Annotated in this window: 17 protein-coding genes and 1 pseudogene; 8 read left to right on the forward strand and 10 right to left on the reverse strand. The window is 68.3% G+C overall.

Annotation, left to right across the window (positions count from 1 at the left end; translation table 11 throughout):
* Entirely contained in the window at positions 1-4,500 is a 4,500-nt protein-coding gene (locus ACZ4MH_RS22730) for an AAA domain-containing protein (protein WP_351591429.1), read from the reverse strand.
* 783 nt (positions 4,501-5,283) lie between these two features.
* Here ACZ4MH_RS22730 and ACZ4MH_RS22735 point away from each other — a divergent pair.
* The gene (locus ACZ4MH_RS22735; protein ID WP_351591427.1) at positions 5,284-5,667 is read left to right on the forward strand and encodes a hypothetical protein; all 384 of its coding nucleotides are present in this window, start codon (positions 5,284-5,286) and stop codon (positions 5,665-5,667) included.
* Between the two features lie 138 nt (positions 5,668-5,805).
* Here ACZ4MH_RS22735 and ACZ4MH_RS22740 read toward each other — a convergent pair.
* Positions 5,806-6,678, reverse strand: a pseudogene (locus ACZ4MH_RS22740) (IS5 family transposase).
* Positions 6,679-7,015: 337 nt separating this feature from the next.
* Here ACZ4MH_RS22740 and ACZ4MH_RS22745 point away from each other — a divergent pair.
* On the forward strand, positions 7,016-7,435 hold the full coding sequence (locus ACZ4MH_RS22745; protein ID WP_351591424.1) for a hypothetical protein: 420 nt from the start codon (positions 7,016-7,018) through the stop codon (positions 7,433-7,435).
* Positions 7,436-7,680: 245 nt separating this feature from the next.
* On the opposite strand, the gene ACZ4MH_RS22750 is transcribed toward ACZ4MH_RS22745, so the two are convergent.
* From ACZ4MH_RS22750 to ACZ4MH_RS22780, 7 genes are all read right to left on the reverse strand, one after another.
* Complete coding sequence (locus tag ACZ4MH_RS22750; RefSeq protein WP_351591421.1) at positions 7,681-8,712, reverse strand: glycoside hydrolase family 10 protein; 1,032 nt, start codon at positions 8,710-8,712, stop codon at positions 7,681-7,683.
* 40 nt (positions 8,713-8,752) lie between these two features.
* Positions 8,753-9,040, reverse strand: a complete 288-nt coding sequence (locus ACZ4MH_RS22755; protein ID WP_351591418.1) for an alpha/beta hydrolase — start codon at positions 9,038-9,040, stop codon at positions 8,753-8,755.
* 111 nt (positions 9,041-9,151) lie between these two features.
* Complete coding sequence (locus ACZ4MH_RS22760; protein WP_351591486.1) at positions 9,152-10,108, reverse strand: glycoside hydrolase family 62 protein; 957 nt, start codon at positions 10,106-10,108, stop codon at positions 9,152-9,154.
* Between the two features lie 542 nt (positions 10,109-10,650).
* Complete coding sequence (locus ACZ4MH_RS22765; protein WP_351591415.1) at positions 10,651-10,773, reverse strand: hypothetical protein; 123 nt, start codon at positions 10,771-10,773, stop codon at positions 10,651-10,653.
* 168 nt (positions 10,774-10,941) lie between these two features.
* Positions 10,942-11,064, reverse strand: coding sequence for a PmrA (locus tag ACZ4MH_RS22770; protein WP_351591413.1), 123 nt, complete (start codon positions 11,062-11,064; stop codon positions 10,942-10,944).
* A 712-nt stretch (positions 11,065-11,776) separates the two neighbouring features.
* Positions 11,777-12,463, reverse strand: coding sequence for an SMI1/KNR4 family protein (locus ACZ4MH_RS22775; protein ID WP_351591411.1), 687 nt, complete (start codon positions 12,461-12,463; stop codon positions 11,777-11,779).
* Between the two features lie 458 nt (positions 12,464-12,921).
* Positions 12,922-13,344: a YjbQ family protein gene (locus tag ACZ4MH_RS22780; protein ID WP_351591409.1), complete on the reverse strand. Its 423-nt coding sequence runs from the start codon at positions 13,342-13,344 to the stop codon at positions 12,922-12,924.
* A 155-nt stretch (positions 13,345-13,499) separates the two neighbouring features.
* On the opposite strand from ACZ4MH_RS22780, the gene ACZ4MH_RS22785 reads away from it, so the two are divergent.
* The 5 genes from ACZ4MH_RS22785 to ACZ4MH_RS22805 all read left to right on the forward strand — a co-directional run bounded on the left by ACZ4MH_RS22785 (position 13,500) and on the right by ACZ4MH_RS22805 (position 17,775).
* Entirely contained in the window at positions 13,500-13,583 is an 84-nt protein-coding gene (locus tag ACZ4MH_RS22785; protein WP_351591484.1) for a putative leader peptide, read from the forward strand.
* A gap of 105 nt (positions 13,584-13,688) precedes the next feature.
* Positions 13,689-14,606 (forward strand): ABC transporter permease, encoded by a 918-nt coding sequence (locus ACZ4MH_RS22790; RefSeq protein ID WP_467754654.1) that lies wholly within the window; start codon positions 13,689-13,691, stop codon positions 14,604-14,606.
* The gene (locus ACZ4MH_RS22795; protein WP_351591406.1) at positions 14,579-15,448 is read left to right on the forward strand and encodes an ABC transporter ATP-binding protein; all 870 of its coding nucleotides are present in this window, start codon (positions 14,579-14,581) and stop codon (positions 15,446-15,448) included. The genes ACZ4MH_RS22790 and ACZ4MH_RS22795 overlap by 28 nt, the downstream gene beginning before the upstream one ends.
* 68 nt (positions 15,449-15,516) lie before the next feature.
* Positions 15,517-16,578 (forward strand): ABC transporter substrate-binding protein, encoded by a 1,062-nt coding sequence (locus ACZ4MH_RS22800; RefSeq protein ID WP_351591403.1) that lies wholly within the window; start codon positions 15,517-15,519, stop codon positions 16,576-16,578.
* 57 nt (positions 16,579-16,635) lie between these two features.
* Complete coding sequence (locus tag ACZ4MH_RS22805) at positions 16,636-17,775, forward strand: FAD-dependent oxidoreductase (RefSeq protein ID WP_351591400.1); 1,140 nt, start codon at positions 16,636-16,638, stop codon at positions 17,773-17,775.
* Between the two features lie 24 nt (positions 17,776-17,799).
* Here the strand turns inward: ACZ4MH_RS22805 and ACZ4MH_RS22810 are convergent, their stop codons facing one another.
* Positions 17,800-18,420 (reverse strand): L-threonylcarbamoyladenylate synthase, encoded by a 621-nt coding sequence (locus ACZ4MH_RS22810; RefSeq protein WP_351591397.1) that lies wholly within the window; start codon positions 18,418-18,420, stop codon positions 17,800-17,802.
* A 288-nt stretch (positions 18,421-18,708) separates the two neighbouring features.
* On the opposite strand from ACZ4MH_RS22810, the gene ACZ4MH_RS22815 reads away from it, so the two are divergent.
* Positions 18,709-19,638: a glycoside hydrolase family 5 protein gene (locus ACZ4MH_RS22815; protein WP_351591395.1), complete on the forward strand. Its 930-nt coding sequence runs from the start codon at positions 18,709-18,711 to the stop codon at positions 19,636-19,638.
* The last annotated feature ends 142 nt before the right edge of the window (positions 19,639-19,780 follow it).

Genomic DNA, 19,780 nt, shown 5'->3' on the forward strand with positions numbered 1-19,780 from the left:
TCAGGCTCCTTCAAGAGAGACGGACGCATCCTCATCGAGCATGGCGTCAAGTTCATCGATGGCGAGGTCGGCATCGTCCATCTCGATCGGGGCCCAAGTGCTCCCCGAGTCGCCCTGGGCCTCCTCGGTGATGCCGGGCCGGACACCCAGAGCTTCAAGGCGCTTCCACAACGGAGCCAGAGAATCCTCCGGAGACAGGGCGAACTCGCTGCTGCGTACGCGCCAGAACTGCCAGCCCGCCCGGCGCAGTTCCCGCTCCCGCTCATAGTCGTCACGGATCTGGTCAGGGGTGGAGTGATACGGGCTGCCGTCGCACTCCACGGCGAGACGGCCCGTCTCTCCGACGACGACGAGGTCGATGCGTTTGCCGCTGACTTTCCACTGGGGGACAACGTGGTAGCCGCGTTCCTTGATCCTGCGGAAGACCCGCTGCTCGAACAGGGAGTCGAACGGCTCGCACCGCTCATCGGGTGAGACGGCGGAAAGGCCGGGAGAGGTGCCCTGCAGTTCCGGTGGCGCCTGCATATAGGTGAGCAGGGAGTGACGCAGGTCTTTGCTGCGCAGCTGGTCCGGCGTGACGGAGGTGAACAACCACATCTGGTCGCGAGCCCGGCTGGCGGCCACGTTGAACCGTCGTCCGTCGCCCTGGCCGGTCAGGGCCCGGGTGTTGTCGGCGTCGACGACCAGCGAGAGCAGGATGACGTCCCGTTCGTCTCCCTGGAACTGTTCGGCCGTGCCGACACGTATGTTGTGCCGCTCCTGGATCGTGGAGTCGATCCGCGTGTCGATGAGATTCTCCAGCAGCCTTGCCTGGTGTCCGGAACGGAGCACGATGACTCCGAAACTCCGGTTCGCGTACGCCTCGTCCTCCGCAAGTTCCTGCAACTTGGTGACGATGCGTTCGGCCTCGGGCCTGTTGACCAGGGTCTCTCGCCGTCCCTCGCAGTGGCCTTCATGAACGTGGACGACTTCGAGGGGTCGCAACCGGTCCGCTCCGTACTGCCGCAGCGGCACAAGTTCGTTGTCGGGATAGAACTGGGCCGAGGACCACTTGATGATCTCCGGCATGCACCGGAAGTGCTCGGTGAGCCGGATCGTCTCGCTGAAGCGCGCGGAGAGCAGGTCGTAGAGGTTGGACTTGGGGCTGAGCCCGTCCCGCTGCCAGTCGGTGAGATGGGGCAGGAGTGAGTCGATGAGTTCGTTGAACCGTTCGTGCTTGCCGCCCGTGTAGAACGGGACACACTGTTTGTCGTCACCCACGACGATGATCCTCGGAGCGAGCCACAGCAGCATCAGCCCGTCCAAACCGACCTGGCTCGCCTCGTCCACGATGACGACGTCGAAGGCGTCCGGCTCGGGATCGATCATTTCGGCCACCTGTTTGATCGGCATGACCCATGCCGGGACTGCGGCACGCGCGTCACGCATCGCGGAGCGGGCGGCCTTCAGGTGCCGCCTGCCGAGTGCCGTCATTCCCTTTCCGGCGTTCGCCGTGGCCGATGCGTAGGCACTCAGTGCTTGCTTCTGTCCGGCCGTCATCCGGTCCAAGCAGTGGTACAGCGCTCTGTCGGCCGCCAGTTGCGTCACCGTGGTTCTCAGCTGCGCCTCGACCGCTTCAAGTTCCCCTTCCAACTTGGCTTCCCTGCCAGGTGTCAGCATCGTGTCCTGGAAGGTACACGCTCGCCGCCATGCCCAGGCTCCGTCCAGTTCCATGAGGCGGGTCTCCCAAGCCGCCTCGGTCGGGGACTCGGCAAAACGCCGGGCCAGTTCGGGGTGATCCTCGGACATTCGGTCCAGGAGTTTGCGGGCCTCCCGGCGATCGGCCTCACGGTGGAACGCCTCGGTCAGTGAGTCGATCGCGGACGTGTACGCCCGCGGATCACGTGCGGCGACGGCCCGATGCACCTCCGCCAGTTCGGCCACGCCGCGGGCATCAGGCCGCGGCAGCTGCTCGGCGATGGACCGCAGACTCTCCTCCGCCTCACGGGCACGGAGCAGCCGTTCCGCGCCGCTCGCCGACGTACGGACGTCGTCCCACTGCTGTGCCGTCCGCACCGTGGCCTTGATCCGGGCCTTGAGTAGGACGTCGTGCAGCGTACGCACGGAGTGGGTGAATCCGTCTACCGCGCGGAGCGTCGGCACCCGGTCCAGCAGCTCCGACAGAACCACCTCCGTGGAGCCCTCAGCCGCGGGCATGCCAACACTCTGCCAGCGCTCGTTCAGCTGCCGGGCGCACTGGCGTGCCGCCAGAAGGGCCACCACCGCGGAGATCTCGTCCGGTGTGCTGGGCCGCCGTCCGTCCACCCGGCAGCCCTGCAGGAGGACTTGGGCTTCCTTTTGCACCGGCCTCGGAGCCAGCTTGCGGAGCTTGCCACCGCCACGCAGGTACTGCTCGAGGTCCTTCCCGGCGGCAATGAGACGCGATTCCTCGGCAAGCGCCACATCGGGTACGTCGAGCACAGCGAAGGGCATGTGCTGAAGCGCGCTCTGCACGTCTTCGGCGCGTGCGGACGACTGGCGCACTCCGTTCCACAACTGCTGCCGCCGACCTGCCATTCCGTCCTGCAATGCCCGCGTGGTCCACTCCTCCAGCGGCCAGCCGACGGGATCACCCGGCAGACCCTCGCTCTGCAGTGCGTGCTCCGCCGCGTCCAGTAGCCCGACCAGCGTCGTGATCAGCTCGCTGCCCCGGTCGGCGAGTTCGAGAGCGAGCGTGTTGGACGCCGGTCCGGCGCAGGCGCGTACAGCGGATTCCAGGGCATTGACCGCCTCTTCAAACAGCACGGGTGCGACGAAGTCCACGGGGTCCGGGCAGCGGGCGGCATGCTCGTCCAGGACTCCGGCCCCGTGGCGAGACACCAGCCCCAGCAGGCGCTGGGCCTCGTCCTGGCTCAGCGACGGTTCTCGCGGTGCCGAAGCGGGCAGGGCGGGCATCCAGTCGTACTTCGGTGCACCGGCAGAGACGGCCTCGACGATCTCCGCGAGCCGCCCCTGGTAACCGGGTGCCACATCGAGGTGTTCGTACCACTCCGCCTCACGAACGGCGCGGAGTTCGTCACGGAGCCGCGCGCGGGTATCCGACAGTTCCGCGCGCAGCGCCTCATGACTCTTGATCCTTACGTCGAGACGCTCCGTCGACTGGGTGGCACTGAGCTGGGAGAGCGCACGCACGGACTGTTCCAGGTCGTCGCTGCCGTCCTGGCGCCGGTCACCCTGAAGAACGCACAGGTTGCGCAGCTCGGCAGGCAGTTGCTGTCGTAGGACCTTCAGCGCTTGGCCCTTCTCACTCGTCACAAGCACTCGCTTGCCGTCCGCCAGCAAGGCGCACACGAGGTTGGCGATGGTGTGCGTCTTCCCCGTGCCGGGCGGTCCCTGAACGACGACGCCGGTATCGGTCTGAAGGCGCTTCAGCACCTCCCGCTGGGCTTCATTCGACAGCAGCGGGAACAGCGGGTCGGGGCCGAGGGCGGGCGGTACGTCGCGGCCCCCTGCCGTACCCCACACCCTGCGGTCCTCCGCTTCCAGCTGGTACAGCAACTGAGCCAAACCCAATGGAGCAATAGCACCAGGCTGGGCGAGGCGGTTTGCGATGCCGTCGTAGAAGTTCACGAGGGCGCCCTGGCCCCGCTGACGGAGAATGATCGCCGGCGCGAATCCGAGCGTGGGTACCGGCAGGGCCGGGTCGGCGGGCGGGCGGCCCCAGCCACGGTGAAACGCCACCGCGCGATCGGTGCCGAACGCCCTCTCCGACCAATCACCGAGCACGTCCTGGGAGTCACGGGACAGCGGATGGAATCCTTCCGCGTCGACACGGTTCCGCAGCGGGCTCAGCAGACGGGTGCTGTAGCCCTCGTCCGCGTCAAGGAACTCGCTGTCCTCCAACCGCGCGGGGTCGCCAGGTGCGAGAGAGACGGTGATGGACATATTCACCGAATTCACGGTGAGTATCAGCGGCGCCGTCAGAATATGCCGGGCGATACGCGCCGACGGACGTGCGGCTCCGACGGTCAGAAATCCGACGCCCAGTACCGCCTCGTATTCCTCGCCGTCCTGCTGAATCCTGGTCGCCATTCGGTACAGCTGCTGATGGAGTTCCCGGTGCGGCCGGTCGACGCGCTCTCTTTCCGACCACTTGCGCCAGGCGTCGAGCCATCGCGTGTAGGCGCGCAGCACGTCGTGCGCTTCCTCCCTGGGGATCTCGGAGACCTCGAACAGATCTCCGTTCTCGTCCTCCCGCCAGCCCTGACCCGGTCCCGACTCGGCCAGCGGTGGTGCTTCGGGTGTCGCGGTGACAGCGGCCTCGGGGTCGACCCACCCCACCAGCGCCTCGGGCAGGACGGGAGCCGGCCGAGGCGGGCGGTGTGCCACCTTGAGCAGCGTCCGGTCGGAGTCCGGGTGCCGCCGGAGTTTGTCGTCCGGCAGGCCGGAGAGCCAGAGAATCTCCGGATACTTCTGCCAGTCCCGCACTGGCTTGTACGACCCTCGAACAATTTCGCGCATATATTCGATGAGTTGGCGCGTGCGGTGGACCGCCTCCGGATTGTTCGCACGGAGTGCAGAGTGGAGAGACACCTATCCCCCAGATCATGGTTCGACGGAAAAGCCTTCCAGGATGCGGGAGAGAAGCGGCGCCTTCAACAGGGACCGGCGAGTAATGACGCGAACAAGCCACACACCATGAAAGTTGGCTGTAATTCAGCCAGCCGTCAAGGGCGAACCCCTGTGCGGCGTTCGCGAGCCGTCGTGTACACCAACCCGACCATGCCCGCTTGCCAGTCAGCCTTGAGGGGCTTGAACGTCACGATGTCACGCCCCTGACACACGCGCGTCCCGAAGTGGCGGCTCAACCTGCAGCTCTGCCACCGCAACGAAGGCAAGCACCGGCTGAACCTCCTCGGGGAAACTGCACTCTTCGGCGCCGATGCGCCCCGCTGCGCCTCAGCTCGACGCTTCCGCACGCAGGAGTACGACCGGCTGACGATGTGAAGAGTCGTCGCCCAACCACATGCGGACCCCGTAGTGGCACTTCCTGTTGACACAAGACTCCGCCCAGCCCCTCGCTTTGGGCCGACGTAGCGAAGGAGGTGAGGTGCCGGGGCCCGTGGCGATCGGGAGTCAGCGGGCATCAGCCTCGGATGCGCCGTCGCCTCGTGCCGGGACGTGGGGCCACGTGCGGCCCTGCTGCAGGCGCCTTCCGATTCACGCATCTGACCCGTTTCCCGCGGCCGGACTCCATACCTAAGGCATGTCCGGCGGATCTTTGATCAGTATGGTCATAGCCTTATGAAGCTTCTGATCGTGCTGTCCGCTGCGTTCGTCGTTTTCGTCATACCAACCTCCCTAGTTTGGCTGCTGGGGCGGCGAGCGAAGGTCCCTAACTGGACGCTAGTCGTGTTCTTGCTGGCCGGATGGCTGACAGTGTTCGCCGGCTGGTTCCTCTCGCAGCGTGCGCAGCCGAGCCTGTTTCCCGATACGTCGCCCTGCCACGGCTTCAGCGCCGCCCCTGTCTCGCAGTACTTCCCGCCCGACTCGTTCTGCCGCCACGCTGACGGGGAGTTGCGGACGGTCAATGGACCGGAGTCCAAGTTCGTGTTCTGGACCGCCGCCAGCACCACCTTGGCGATGCCGATCGCCGCCGTCGTTGCGCGGCGTCGTCAACAAGCCTGATCGTGCTCGCCTCGTCACAGGCGTCCCGGACCTCGACTGCCTTCCCTGCGGTTAGGTAGCCGGGTCACGCCAACGTGATCTGGCTACCCATCGCTTGAAGGCGGAGGGTACCAAGGTCGCTTGATCCGGTTCTGCTGATCAGGAGCGAAGCCAGAAGCGGATCGAAGCGACGGTGACGGTGCCTTGGAAGATGTAGGCGCGTTTGTCATACCTCGTGGCCACGGCCCGGGAGTTCTTCAGAAGGTTGATCGTGCGCTCCACTTCGTTCCTGCGTTTGTAGATCGTCTTGTTGAAGCCGACGGGTCGGCCACCTTTGTTTCCGCAGGCCTGGCGGTTGGCCTGTTGGTTCGTAGGTTCGGGGATAGTGTGCTTGATCTGCCGTCGTCGAAGGTAGCGGCGGTTGCGCCGGGAGGAGTACGCCTTGTCGCCGCCGAGATGATAGGGGCGGGTGCGGGGGTATCCGCCGCCCAGCCGGCCGACGCGGATGCGGTCCATGACTGGAATGAGCTGCGGGGCATCGCCCCATTGGCCCGGGGTGATCAGGAGGGCCAGGGGACGGAGTCCGCCCTCACCGGCGAGATCGATCTTGCAGGTGAGGCCGCCCCGGGAGCGACCGAGTCCCGCGGTGCTGCCGGGGCGTGCGTCTTTTCCCAGCATCCGCGGCGGATTCCTGCGTGCCCCGGCGGCGTGCTGGTGGGCCCGGCAGGAGGTGGAGTCGATGCTCACCATCGACCAGTCGATCCGGCCTTCCGCGTCGGCGTCGGCCAGGAGGGCCGCGAAGACCCTGTCTCATGTACCGACCGCCGACCAGCGTCGGTGCCGTTCGTACACGGTCTTCCACGGACCGAAACGCGCAGGCAGGTCCCGCCATGGCACCCCGGTGCGCAGCCGGTAGAAGATCCCGTTGATGACCCGGCAGTGGCTGGCTCAACGGCCACCACACTTCCCGGACTTGGGGAGGTGCGGCCCCAGCCGGACCCACTCCGTGTTCGAAAGATCTCCCCACCCCATGACCATGCCAACGACCCGGCACCGCAAGGGTCACAAGATCTGCCGGACACGCCCTAAGGTCGTCACCCCGCGCCCCGCTCAGCCAAGAAACGACAGCCGAACCTGCCGACGAGGGTTGTCCTTGTGAGATCCGCCAGCCTCCGCCAGGACAACCGTCAACGTACTCGTAGGCGCACAACAGAAGGCGCCCCTTGCCCGGGGTGAATCGCGGCCGCCCTGACTGAGGGGAACCCCGGTTCAGGGCGCGGATTCCGGCCGGATGGCTCGTGCTGGGCTTGCCCTGGCCGACCGAGACCCGCGACGGCTGGGGGAATGCGCAGCCGCCATCGCACCAACGATGATTCCTCGCTCCCTTGTCAGTCAGCACGCCGGCATCGCCCTCGATGTCGCCACCGCCCTGGCCGGGGATCCACATGAGGGGCTCGGGAAGGCCGTCTTCTTCTCCGACATCACCCTGTCGCTCGACAAGCAGGGCGAGACCTGGGCAAACATCGGCATCGCCCCTGACGCGCTCATAGACGAACTGCTGGCGGCACCTGTACCTCAGTTGTATCTCACACTCACGCAGAAGGCCCACGCAGTCCTGTGCGATGCCAGCCGCGAGGGCCTGCGACTGTACTACCCGAACGGCGACGTCGAGCACATCAGCCCCCGGGTGCGGCGCGATGTACACAACGGCATCGCCCAGAGCCTGGAGCGGGACTGGCCCCCCTACATCCAGGGTCTTATCGACGGCGGGGCCCTCCGTACTGAGTGAAATGCTGCGATGGGCCCGCCATGGTGGCGACCTTGGAAGGCTCGCTCATGGTCGCCCCCCTGTGCTTCGACTCTGTCGGCGCCTGGCGGACACTGCGGTGGCTGGGGATGTGAGCGAGCACTGCACCCAGCCCGGCTGTGGTGAGAACCCCCGTGAGTGCCTTCGTTCGCGTGCGGACCGCGAACGGCCACTCGTTGCGTGCGGATACGGGGCCCGGCGGAACGGCCGCCGAGCCCCGGCCGGCTTCAGCTCGCTGCGCTGTTCAGCGCCGTGAGGACCGCGCCGTATGCCTCCTTCTTCTGGTAGTTGCCGTTGAAGAGCAGCGGGGTCTCCTGGGCTCGCCAGGAGTACTTGTCGGTGACGCCCCACACGGTGATGCCGTTGCACCGGGCGACGGCGACGCATGCCTGAGTGACCTGCCGGTACACGTTGGCCTGTGCCGCTCCGGCCCCGCCGACGTCGAGCTCAGTTATCTGCACGTGCACGCCGAGGTCGGCGAAGCGCTGGAGGTTCTGCCGATAGGTGCTGAGGTTGGAGTTCGAGTCCAGGTGACTCTGGAAGCCGACGCAGTCGATCGGGACGCCGCGGGCGCGGAAGTCCTGGACCATCCGGTAGATGGCGTCGCTCTTGGCGTTGATGCCGTCGGTGCCGTAGTCGTTGTAGCAGAGCTTGGCCTTGGGGTCGGCTGCTTTCGCGGCGCGAAAGGCGTCCTCGATCCAGCCGTTGCCGAGCTGCTGCTGGAGGTTGGACTGGCGGCGGCTGCCGTCCCATTCGAACGCCTCGTTGACCACGTCCCAGGAGTCAATCTTGCCCGCGTAGTGGCCGACGACCCCAGCTATGTGACCCCGCATCGCCTGGCGCAGATTGTCGCCGGTGAGCCCCTGTACCCAGCCGGGCTGCTGGTCGTGCCAGACCAGGGTGTGGCCGCGTACGAACTTGCCGTGCTGCTGGGCGTAGCCGACGAGTTGGTCGCCGCCGCTGAAGTTGAACTGACCCCGGCTGGGCTCGGTGGCATCCCATTTCATCGCGTTCTCTGCGACCACGCTGGAGAACTCCCGGTTGAGCGTGCTCTCGTAGTCGGTCTCACCGAGGTGCGGGGCGACCGCGACGCCGAAGTACCGGCCGTGCGCGGCGGCCGCGGCGCCGAGGGTTTCGGCGGCCTGAGCGGTGGGCGAGAACGCCAGGACGGCCGCTGCCGCCAGGACGCCGGTCACCGTGATGGTGATCGCCGACCGGGTGCGTCGCGGGGTGTGTTCTCCGAAGGATCTGTCGGTCATTGTGTGTCCCTCTCTTATCGGGGGGGCAGGGCCTGGACTCCTACGGCCGTCGGCCGTCGGGCCAGGACGGCTTCCCAGTGGGTGCCGTTGCCGGTGGCGTCGGCGAGGAGGCGGTCGCGGGCGGCCGTGTCGTGGTACAGGCGCCAACGGACCAGTCCACGAGGGTGTTCTGGGTCCGGTCGAAGGTGGGGAACCCCGGATTCAGGTACGCGGCGTGGTCAGCGCCGGCATGGGTGAGAAGCGCCTTGGGCGTGCCCAGCTCCTCGTACGCGCGCCGGGCCAGGGCGTAGTCGCAGGTCGGGTCCCTGGCGCCGTGGATGAACAGCACGCCTGCATAAGGTGCGTCGCCTTAACGACATGCGTGACTCCTTGCGTGTAGTGGGGGGGAGGGCCGCCCGAGCCGTTCGGCAGCCCGGAGCCCGTGGGGGGACAGAGGTTGTCAGCAGCTGGATCCGCTCTGCGTGGCCAGGCCGAGCCGGTAGGGCAGCTGGGAGTACTCGCCGCTGGAGTTGGGGTCCCGGCCCTGGTAGAGGAGCCGGAGGTCGCAGGGATCGATGGTCATGGTCTGGTCGCTGGTGGCGCGGACCAGCTCGCCGTGGCTGATGTCCTTCGTCCAGACGCCCCCAGGGAAGGTGACGTTGGTGGAGCGGGCGAAGGGGTTGGCTTCGGTGGCGGCGAGGGGCTGCCACGTGCCGGTCAGGCCCTTGGAGGTGAAGGAGCGGTAGTAGCGGTTGCCGTCGCCGCCGATGGCCTCCCAGATCAGCAGATAGGTGTCGGTGCCCTTGACGCGGTAGACCGCGCCTCCTTCGAACAGGGCGGAGCGAGAGTCCTGGAGCACGATCCGGGTGTTGCCGAAGCCGTTGGGGAAGTTGGCGACGGTGGTATCGGACCGGTACACGTGGCCGTTGTCGTCTGCGGAGAACAGGTAGCACTTCGCGGCATCGCAGATCACGTAGAAGTCGAGCCAGTTGCCGTTGCCGATGTTCTGCCGGACGACGTCGGGCATGCTGTTCGTGAGGTTCTTGGGCGCGGACCAGCTGGTCGGGTCGTTGATGTTCTTGGTGGTGGAGTACGACGGCAGGCCGGTCTGGTAGACGAGATACCACTCGTCCTTGGGGGCGAAGTAGAAGGCATGCGGGGCGGCGCGGTAGCCGGGACCGATGGCGGAAGCGGTCTCCAGGTGGGTCTGTTTCGCGTCGGCGGCCTGGGACCAGTTGTCGAAGCCGGTCTGGGCCAGGCTCCAGTCGCCGGAGGTGCTCGCGGTGGTCATGAAGACGTGCCACCTGCCGTTCTTGTCCTGGACCACTGACGGGTCCTTGACGGCTACGGAGTTACTGCCGTCCTGATGCGGTGAGATCAGCGGCCCTGTGGACGACCATCGGAAGCTGCCTGGCAGCGCCTGTTGGGGGTGTCCGCTGGTGCCGCCCCCTTGGCTGGTACGGCGAAGAACGCCGTGAGCAGGGCGATGAGCAGGGCCACATAGGCGTGGCGGCTACGGGGGCGGGGGCGGAGACGGTGCGCCAAGGACATGGACAACTCCATAGCGGCTCGGCCGGTGGGCTCGCCTCACGGTGTCTGGTGCGCCCGGTTGTTCGAGGACCGGGCCTGTGGAGGCCGGGGCTGTGGAGGGGAGCCTCACCGGAACAGGAGGTGGGGGGTGGTGCGCATGCAGTGGTGCGAGATCGGTCTGTTGTACGGCCCTGGCCGGGCCAGCTCAACGCTCGTTCGACATATCGGACATCGATCGGGTTTCCAGACGTAGGAATAATGGAGCCTTGACGGTGTCCGGTCAACGCTTCGCGCGCGACACTTTCAGCCTTCGGATCGAAACCTTTCGCGAAATTTCCCTGGCGCCGCGGCGAGTGGGCGACTTGGAGGGCACCGAGGCACCCTCTGGCCGCACCGGACGCTGCGCTCAGTTCGCCGACGGAGCCGCGCTCAGCCCTTCGGCAGAGTCGCGCTCTGATGGGCCACCAGTTTCGTGGCGATCTCCAGGCCGAGCTGCGGCACCCTCTCGCCGCGGCCGGGCGCGAGGACCAACTCGATTGCGGTGGCCGCCATTTCACTCAGCTGCTGCGGAAACCTCGACATCATAGGGAGGTCCTTGTTGCCCCACGCCCCGACCGTCGGGCAGCTGCTCCACCAGCTGCAGACTCTCGACCAGGGGTGTGACCGAGATACGCACCAAAGGGGCAACGGGATGATCTTGAAGCCCTGATCCGCTCGGATTTACTTGCGGCGACGTGCGGCGGGGTCGCGTTCGGCGACGTGCCGGGCGACCGAGTCGACGCCGGGGCGGGCATACCGCTCCAGGGATCGGACGGAGGCGTGGCGGGAGCGGGCCAGCAGCATCGGGGGATGTGCCGTCCTCGGCGTCGTGCGTCAGGGCACTGTGCCGGAGCCGGTGGAGCGTCCAGCCGTCCAGGTCCTCGATGTCGTCGGGTGAGGCAAGGGGGTTGGCCAGGAGCCGGGTGGCCTCTTCGAAGATCTCCTCAGCGCGGCGGTAGGAGAGCCGGGCCCGGCCGGTCTCCGGGCACACGTCGAGCGTCGGCGTTCCGGCCGGGGCCTTGCGGTCGGTGAGGAACAGCGGGGCGCGGGTGCGGCGGGCGATGAGGCGGGGCAGCAGCTGGGCGGTGCCCGACTGCCAGCGAATCCACTTCGTCGCCCCGCCCTTGGCGGTGATCTTCCGCCGCTTTCCTGCGGGTACAGGTCTTCCACGTTGAGGCACAGCACCTCGTCGGCCCGAGCGGCGGACTCGTAGAGCATCTTCCACTGCGTCTTCTCCCGCAGGGCGACGTCTAGGCGCCACAGGACGGCGATCTGGCTCTCCGCCAGGGCCTTGGTGCGGTCCGGCGGTGCCGGCCGCCGCTCGATGCCGATCGTCGGGTCGCCTTCGATCCAGCCCTGGCGCTGCCACCAGCCGATCGCCTTGCGCGCGATGGACAGCTCCCGGTTGACGGTGTCGGCGTCCATCTCGTCCGCCCGGGCCGCCGCCAGCTCAGCCAGGACCCGCTCCACGCAAAGAGAGGGGGCCGGACACGCGTCCGCCCCCTCTTCGCGCGCTTCAGCCGTTCCACGGCTCCCACAATGCCTTCTCGTCAGGAGTGGCCGGCGGTCCCCACACCAGCATCCCGTCGATCAGCCCCGGCTTGTAGCCCGGGAACATCTTCGGATACTCCAGCCGGTCGGCCGTCTCCTCCAGGAGCATGGTCAGCGACTTGTCCTCGACCGTGCGCTCACCGGTGTCGTCCCAGCCCCCGGTTTCGCCCGTCTCGCCGTCGACGAACCTGCCGTAGCTCAGGTCCGTAACACTCCACGAGCAGAAGGGAATCCAGGACGGCCTCCACAGCGGCATCCCCTCCTCCTCGCCGAACTGCTCCTCCCGCCGCCGCTGGCTGTTCATGTGCCCCTGGTACGACCTCGGCACCGCATCAAGGTCCATCAGGGCCCAGCCGTGATCCGGAAACAGCCCTGCCCCGCGCACATCGAGGCTCCCCGCGCACAGCCGCCACAGCGTCCGCAGCGATACCGGGGCCCGCACGCCGAGAGCCTCCTCAAGCGCGGCGATCTCGTTCTCCGACGCGCCGGGCTTGAGCGCCGCGTGCGTGGTGGGGGCGTGCCGGCGCAGCCAGGTTTCGATGCGCTGCCATGCGTCGGTCGCCTGCCGTGCCTGCACCGCGTCCTCGAGTGGTCCCTCGTTCCGGCCCCCAGGCTCGGGCTCTGCCGTCCGCGCAGGCGCGTTGGTCAGCACGTCCCCTGCGTACCTGCACCGTGCCCTCGTCCAACGCCGGTGGCCCGTAGGCGTAGAGCACGTCCAGCGCCGGGCAGTCGTCGAAGGTCTCGCCGTCGACATGGACCACGTACTCCGACGGTTCCCAGCCCGGAGTGCCCATCAGCGGGTCGTCCGCCAGCTGGGCGCACAGCGCCTTCAGCGCATACGCGACGCCGGGCCCCAGCTGCGTGCAATGATCCCGTATGTCGTCCGGCACCTCAACCGCCATGCCCACGCCCTCCTCGTCTTCTTCCGCCCCCCATCGGTGGCGAGGCCAGATTGTCACCAAAGCCGCGGTGCTGCGAGCGATTGATCGTGTCGCGGCGATGCGGTCGAGCGCCTTTGGCGACGGGCCGGCCGGTGCGCCATGAGCAGGGCGGCCGGGCCCTCCAGGCGCCACCGAGGAGAGCTTTCTCGGGGCGTGCGTCAGCCCCGGATCAGCCCAGGAAGCTGAGTCGCACCTGACGGCTTGGATTGTCGCCGTTCGTGTCGACCAGGCACACCGACTGCCACGTGCCCAGGGCGAGGTGGCCGTCGGTGACCGGGAGGGTGGCGTGTGGGGGGACGAAGGCGGGGAGGACGTGGTCGCGGCCGTGGCCGGGGCTGCCGTGGCGGTGGCGCCAGCGGTTGTCGGCCGGGAGCAGGTCGCGGAGCGCGCCGAGCAGGTCGTCGTCGCTGCCCGCGCCGGTCTCGATGAGCGCGATGCCGGCGGTGGCGTGCGGGACGAAGACGTTCAGCAGGCCGTCGCGGCCGGCCGCCGCCTCGGCGAGGAACGCCGCGCAGTCCCCCGTGAGGTCGTACACGGTCTCGGCCGAGCCGGTGGAGACGTTCAGTACGCGGGTGGTGAATGCGTTTGCCATGGTCTTTTCCCTGTTCTGAGTGGCGTTGCCTGGGGTTGCTGTTCATGATCGGTGATGGGGTGGGGCGGGTCCGGTCTGACACACTGCCGCAATAAAGGACCACTGGCCGAGACGGCGATTGACCCGGTTCCGGCCACGCGGCTACGTTCTGCGACATGTCTACGTCAGCCTTGCTCACCACGCGCGGTCACATCGACCTGCTGCGGGTGGCCTCTGCCGCCTGTCGCCGCGGCTGCTGACGACCCTTCGTTTTTCCTTTCTTTCTTTCGCGCCGCCTCTCCTCGTGGCGCGCGGTTCGCCGTACTTGCGTGCGGTCTGCCCTTCTTCCCGTTCGCGGAGCCTCCATGACGCCTGATCAGGCCGTAATCGATCGATCCTCTTCGCCACCCGATTCCTCCGATATATCTGATACCTCCCAAGGGCCTGATGTCTCTCGGAGTGCCGACGCCTCCCAGGGGCCCGAGCTCGTCACTCTCGTGCCGGTCTCGGCACGTCGGCGGTCCGTGCCGCGATGGCTGCGCCGTACGGCCGGGCCGGTGGGGCTGCTGGTGCTGTGGCAGGTGCTGAGCGCGACGGGCGTGCTCCACCCCGACGTGCTCGCCTCGCCCGGCACCATCGCCAGTACCGCCGCGGGTCTCGTCTCGGACGGGACGCTGCCGTCGGCGATGCTGGTGTCCGTCCAGCGCGTACTGGTCGGGCTGGCACTGGGCGGCGTCGTCGGCATCGCGCTGGCGCTCGCCTCCGGGCTGTCGCGGCTGGGCGAGGACCTGGTGGACGCGACCGTACAGATGCTGCGGTCCATCCCGTGGGTGGGCGTCATCCCGCTGTTCATCATCTGGCTGGGCATCGGCGAGGCGCCGAAGATCGCGTTGATCGCGCTCGGTGTGGCCTTCCACCTGTACCTGAACGTGTACGCCGGGATCCGGGGTGTGGACGCCCAGTTGGTCGAGGCCGGGTCCTCGCTCGGGCTCGGCCGCTGGGGGCTGATCCGGCACGTCGTACTGCCCGGCGCGCTGCCGGGTGCGATGACCGGGCTGCGGTACTCGCTGGCCACCGCCTGGCTGGCGCTGGTCTTCGGCGAGTCGGTCAACGCCGACGACGGCCTCGGCTTCCTCATGAACCAGGCACGGGAGTTCTTCCGTACCGACGTGATCGTCGTCTGCCTGATCGTGTATGCGGTGCTGGGGCTGCTCGCCGATTTGCTCGTCCGTACTCTCGAAAGGCTGTTGCTGCAATGGCGACCGACGTTCACGGGTCAGTGAGCCCGACGACCTCCCGTGCCGACTCCACCGCCGTACGCGTGGCCGGGCTGACCCGCTCCTTCGGCGGGCGTCCGGTCATCGACGGGCTGGAACTGACCGTGCGGCCGGGCGAGTTCGTCGCGCTGCTCGGGCGCAGCGGCTGCGGCAAGTCGACGCTGCTGCGCGTACTGGCCGGGCTCGACCGGGAGATCGAGGGCGAGGTGTCGGTACCGCGTCGCTCGGCCGTCGCCTTCCAGGCGCCGCGGCTGATGCCCTGGAAGAAGGTGTGGCGGAACGTCCTGCTCGGGCTGCCCGGGCACCCCGAACGGGAGGTCGCGGAGCGGGCGTTGGGCGAGGTCGGCCTCGCGCACCGTACCGACGCCTGGCCGAAGACGCTCTCCGGCGGCGAGGCCCAGCGCGCTTCGCTGGCCCGTGCCCTGGTGCGCGAGCCGGACCTGCTGCTGCTCGACGAGCCGTTCGGCGCGCTGGACGCACTGACCCGCATCAAGGCGCAGCGACTGGTCGCCGAGCTCTGGCGGCGACGCGGCTGCGCGGTGCTGCTGGTCACCCACGACGTCGAGGAGGCGCTGCTGCTCGCGGACCGGGCGGTGGTCATGGACGAGGGCGTCATCGCGTACGAGACCCCCATCGACCTGCCGCGCCCCCGGGACATCACGTCCCCCGGCTTCGCGGCGCTGCGCGCCCGCCTCCTGGACCGGCTGGGCGTGGAGGGCCCGGCGGACGGACCGGCAGCCGGAACGGCGGACAGCGGCCTCGCGGGCAGCGACCCCGCGGACGGTCCGGCGGGCGACGGCCCGGCAGGTGACCGCCCGGCAGGCGACCGCCTGGCCGACGCGGCCTGAGGCCTCCAGCGAATCCCCTTCCACTTCCAAGCTCACGAACCAACGCACACCCAATGAACGGAACTGTGATGAGACCACGCCGATCGGCCCGCGCCCTCGTACCGGGTGCCGCCCTGCTGCTCCCGCTCGCGCTGCTGCTGACGGCCTGCGGCGGCGCGTCCCGGGCGGACGGTTCCGCCGGCGGTGCGGGCAGCGGCACCGACGGCAAGGGCTCGGTGACGCTGAATGTCGGTGACCAGAAGGGCGGCTCCGAGGCGCTGCTGCGGGCCGCCGGCGAGCTGGACGACCTGCCGTACCGCATCAAGTGGTCCACCTTCACCTCCGGGCCGCCGCTGCTGGAGGCGCTGAACGCGGGCGCCGTGGACATCGGCGGGGTCGGCAACACACCGCCCGTCTTCGCCGCGGCCGCCGAGCAGAAGCTCAAGGTCGTCGCCGCCTCGCACAGCTCCTCGGAGGGCGAGTCGATCCTGGTGAAGAAGGATTCACCACTGAAGCGGCCCGCTCAGCTCAAGGGCAGGACGATCGCGGTGGCGCAGGGCAGCTCGGCCAATTACCAGCTCGTCGCCTCACTGAAGAAGGCCGGCCTGACGACGAAGGACGTCAAGCTCAGCTATCTGCAGCCGGCGGACGCGCTGGCCGCGTTCACCCGCGGCCGGGTGGACGCCTGGGCGGTGTGGGACCCGTACACCTCGCAGGCCCTGGACCAGGCCGACGCGCGCGTGCTGACCACCGGGCAGGGCGTCGTCAACGGCCTGAGCTTCCAGGTGGCCGCGCCCGCCGCGCTGAAGGACAAGAAGAAGGCCGGGGTGATCAAGGACTACAACGACCGGCTGCGGCGCGCCCAGGACTGGGTGTACAAGCATCCGCAGAAGTGGGCCGAGGTGTGGGCCAAGGAGACCGGACTGCCGGAGAAGGTGGCGCTGGACGCGGTAAAGCGGACGCGCGGTACGGCCGTACCGGTCGCGGTCGACAAGGCCGCCGTCGCCTCGGAGCAGCAGATCGTGAACACCTTCGCGGACATCGGGCTCATCCCCCGCAAGTACTCCTTCGCCGACTTCGTCGACACCCGTTTCAACGGTGACCTGCCGCCTTCGAGCACCCGGCCGCGTACGTACGGAAAGACCGGCTGAGCCGGGCTGTGGGGTGCCGCCGGGAAGACAGCGGCACCCCCCGCGGTTAGTACGACCATGGACTACACCAGCGGGGCGCGTGACGTCGAGGTCGTCGTGATCGGCGCAGGTCAGGCCGGTCTCGCCGCCGCCTTCCACCTGCGGCGGCTGGGCTACGCACCGGATCAGGACTTCGTCGTACTCGACCACGCGCCGCGCCCGGGCGGCGCGTGGCAGTTCCGCTGGCCCACGCTCACGTACGGCAGGGTCCATGGGATGCACGCGCTCCCCGGCATGGAGTTGACCGGTGCCGACCCCGGCCGCCCCTCCGCCGAGGTGATCGGGGACTACTTCAGCACGTACGAGCAGACCTTCGGCCTGCACGTGCACCGGCCGGTACATGTCACCGCGGTACGTCCGGAGAGACCGGAGCCGGACGGCCCGGAGCCGGAAGGCCCGGAGCCGGACGGCCCGGAGCCGGGCGGCCGGTTGCTCGTCGAGTCCTCGGAGGGGACGTACGCGACCCGGGCGCTGGTGAACGCGACCGGGACATGGGACCGCCCGTTCTGGCCGCACTTCCCTGGTCAGGAGCGGTTTCGCGGGCGTCTTCTGCACACCGCCGGTTACCGCGGCCCGCAGGAGTTCGCCGGGCAGCGGGTCGTCGTGGTGGGCGGCGGCACCTCTGCCGTACAGCATCTGATGGAGATCGCCGAGGTCGCGGCGGACACGGCCTGGGTGACCCGGCGGCCGCCGGCCTTCCGCGAGGGCCCCTTCGACGAGGAGCACGGCCGCGCCGCCGTGGCCCTGGTCGAGGACCGCGTCCGCCAGGGCCTGCCACCCCGCAGCGTGGTCTCGGTCACGGGCCTGCCGATGACCGAGGAGATGCGGCGGGCCCGGGAGCGGGGTGTGCTCGTCCGCCGGCCGATGTTCGACCGCATCACGGAGGACGGCGTCCGCTGGGCCGACGGCACCGCCTACCCGGCCGACGCGATCCTCCTGGCCACCGGCTTCCGCCCGGTCATCGACCACCTCACCCCGCTCCGCCTCCGCGACCCGGGCGGCGGCATCCGCATGGACGGCACGCGTACGGTCCGCGACCCCCGCGTCCACCTCGTCGGATATGGCCCTTCGGCCAGCACCATCGGTGCGAACCGGGCGGGACGCGCCGCCGCACGCGACATCCGGCAGTTGCTGGAACGTGTGCCGGTGGTCGTCTGAGGCGGAGAGGGGGGCATCGGTGGCTCATTCGAACCGCGTCGGGTCGCCCGCTCCCCTGCGGACGATCTCGGTCTCACCGCCGGAGAAGTCGATGACCGTGGTCGGCTCGGTGCCGCAGTCGCCCGAATCGACCACCGCGTCCACCACGTGGTCGAGCCGTTCCTTGATCTCCCAGCCCTGGGTCAGCGGTTCGTCCTCGTCGGGCAGGAGCAGGGTGCTGGAGACCAGCGGCTCGCCCAGTTCGGCGAGCAGGGCCTGCGCGACGACGTGGTCGGGGATGCGGACCCCGACCGTCTTCTTCTTCGCGTGCAGCAGCTTGCGCGGCACTTCCTTCGTCGCCGGGAGGATGAAGGTGTAGCTGCCGGGCGTCGCGGCCTTGATGGCGCGGAACACGTCGTTGTCGATCTGGACGAACTGGCCGAGCTGCGCGAAGTTCTGGCACACCAGCGTGAAGTGGTGGCGGTCGTCGAGGTTTCGGATGGACCGGATGCGGTCGATGCCGTCACGGCTGCCCAGCTGGCAGCCGAGGGCGAAACAGGAGTCCGTCGGATAGGCGACGAGCGCGCCCGAGCGGATGCTGTCGGCCACGCTGCCGATGGTGCGCGGTTGCGGGTTTTCGGGGTGCACATCGAAGTACTTCGCCATCCGTCGAGCGTAGGCGATGTGATCGGCGATCCGCACAACCACTGGTGGTGACGACGTAACCGGTGAAGTTCGTTGACGAGCGGCTATGGCGACTTACTAGATCAACTAGCTAAACAATTGCTTAACTGAGCAGAACGTCTAGACAACGTTGTCAGCCCCCTGCAGAGTGTTCCGCCGAGAACGGATTCCCCCCATCCACGTTGGGAGCTGGGTGTGAACATGAGAAGGAGACTGGCCACTTTGGTGGGCGCGTTGACCGCTGTCGCCGCCTCGTTGTGCGGAGCGTCGATGCCGGCTCAGGCGGCAGCCGTGCCGGGATTCCACGTCAGTGACGGACGGCTGCTGGACGCGAACGGTAAGGACTTCGTCCTGCGGGGCGTGAACCACGCCCACGCCTGGTACCCGGACCGGACGGCCAAGGCGCTGGCGGACCTCAAGGCGCGCGGCGCCAACTCGGTGCGCATCGTGCTCGGCACCGGGGACCGCTGGGCGAAGAACGACACGGCGGACGTCGCCGCGGTGGTCGACCAGTGCAAGAAGAACCGGCTGATCTGCGTATTGGAGGCGCACGACACCACGGGGTACGGGGAGCAGAGCGGCGCCGCGTCGCTGTCCCGCGCGGTGGACTACTGGATCAGCGTCCAGAACGCCGTGAAGGGGCAGGAGAAGTACGTCATCCTGAACGTGGGCAACGAGCCCTACGGGAACACCGATTACGGCAGCTGGGCTTCCGACACGTCGGCCGCCGTCAAGCGGCTGCGTACCGCCGGGTTCGCGCACACGCTGATGGTGGACGCGCCCAACTGGGGCCAGGACTGGTCGTTCACCATGCGGGACAACGCGGCCGGCGTCTTCAAGAGCGACCCCCAGCACAACACCGTGTTCTCGGTCCATATGTACGGCGTCTTCGACACGGCCGCCGAGGTCGACGACTACCTCAACCGGTTCGTCAAGGCCGGCCTGCCCCTCGTGGTCGGCGAGTTCGGGGACAAGCACTCGGACGGCGACCCGGACGAGGACGCGATCATGTCCCGTACGCAGCAGCTCGGCCTGGGGTATCTGGGCTGGTCCTGGAGCGGTAACGGCAGCGACGTCGCGTACCTCGACATGGCCACCGGTTTCGACACCAGTCGGCTGACCGGCTGGGGCAAACGGTTCTTCGACGGGGCCGACGGCATCAAGCAGACCGCCCGCGAGGCCGGCGTCTTCGGCAACTGACCAACCGTCAGCCACCGAGCCGGTCCGGGGGGGGGGGGGGGGGGGGGGGAGGGGGGGGGGGGAGGGGGACAGACCCTGGCTTTAACAAACTTGGGGAGGGGGGTCCGTTTGTTTCTCCATTTTCTGCCTTGCACGACTTTTT

The organism is Streptomyces sp. NPDC026301 (assembly GCF_055567935.1).

What these genes read in the sequence shown, in the direction of transcription:
- ACZ4MH_RS22730 (WP_351591429.1), bottom strand. Translation starts at nt 4,500, where the DNA reads ATGCGCGAAATTGTTCGAGGGTCGTACAAGCCAGTGCGGGACTGGCAG.
- ACZ4MH_RS22735 (WP_351591427.1), top strand. Translation starts at nt 5,284, where the DNA reads ATGAAGCTTCTGATCGTGCTGTCCGCTGCGTTCGTCGTTTTCGTCATA.
- ACZ4MH_RS22745 (WP_351591424.1), top strand. Translation starts at nt 7,016, where the DNA reads ATGATTCCTCGCTCCCTTGTCAGTCAGCACGCCGGCATCGCCCTCGAT.
- ACZ4MH_RS22750 (WP_351591421.1), bottom strand. Translation starts at nt 8,712, where the DNA reads ATGACCGACAGATCCTTCGGAGAACACACCCCGCGACGCACCCGGTCG.
- ACZ4MH_RS22765 (WP_351591415.1), bottom strand. Translation starts at nt 10,773, where the DNA reads ATGGCGGCCACCGCAATCGAGTTGGTCCTCGCGCCCGGCCGCGGCGAG.
- ACZ4MH_RS22770 (WP_351591413.1), bottom strand. Translation starts at nt 11,064, where the DNA reads ATGCTGCTGGCCCGCTCCCGCCACGCCTCCGTCCGATCCCTGGAGCGG.
- ACZ4MH_RS22780 (WP_351591409.1), bottom strand. Translation starts at nt 13,344, where the DNA reads ATGGCAAACGCATTCACCACCCGCGTACTGAACGTCTCCACCGGCTCG.
- ACZ4MH_RS22785 (WP_351591484.1), top strand. Translation starts at nt 13,500, where the DNA reads ATGTCTACGTCAGCCTTGCTCACCACGCGCGGTCACATCGACCTGCTG.
- ACZ4MH_RS22790 (WP_467754654.1), top strand. Translation starts at nt 13,689, where the DNA reads ATGACGCCTGATCAGGCCGTAATCGATCGATCCTCTTCGCCACCCGAT.
- ACZ4MH_RS22795 (WP_351591406.1), top strand. Translation starts at nt 14,579, where the DNA reads ATGGCGACCGACGTTCACGGGTCAGTGAGCCCGACGACCTCCCGTGCC.
- ACZ4MH_RS22800 (WP_351591403.1), top strand. Translation starts at nt 15,517, where the DNA reads ATGAGACCACGCCGATCGGCCCGCGCCCTCGTACCGGGTGCCGCCCTG.
- ACZ4MH_RS22805 (WP_351591400.1), top strand. Translation starts at nt 16,636, where the DNA reads ATGGACTACACCAGCGGGGCGCGTGACGTCGAGGTCGTCGTGATCGGC.
- ACZ4MH_RS22810 (WP_351591397.1), bottom strand. Translation starts at nt 18,420, where the DNA reads ATGGCGAAGTACTTCGATGTGCACCCCGAAAACCCGCAACCGCGCACC.
- ACZ4MH_RS22815 (WP_351591395.1), top strand. Translation starts at nt 18,709, where the DNA reads ATGCCGGCTCAGGCGGCAGCCGTGCCGGGATTCCACGTCAGTGACGGA.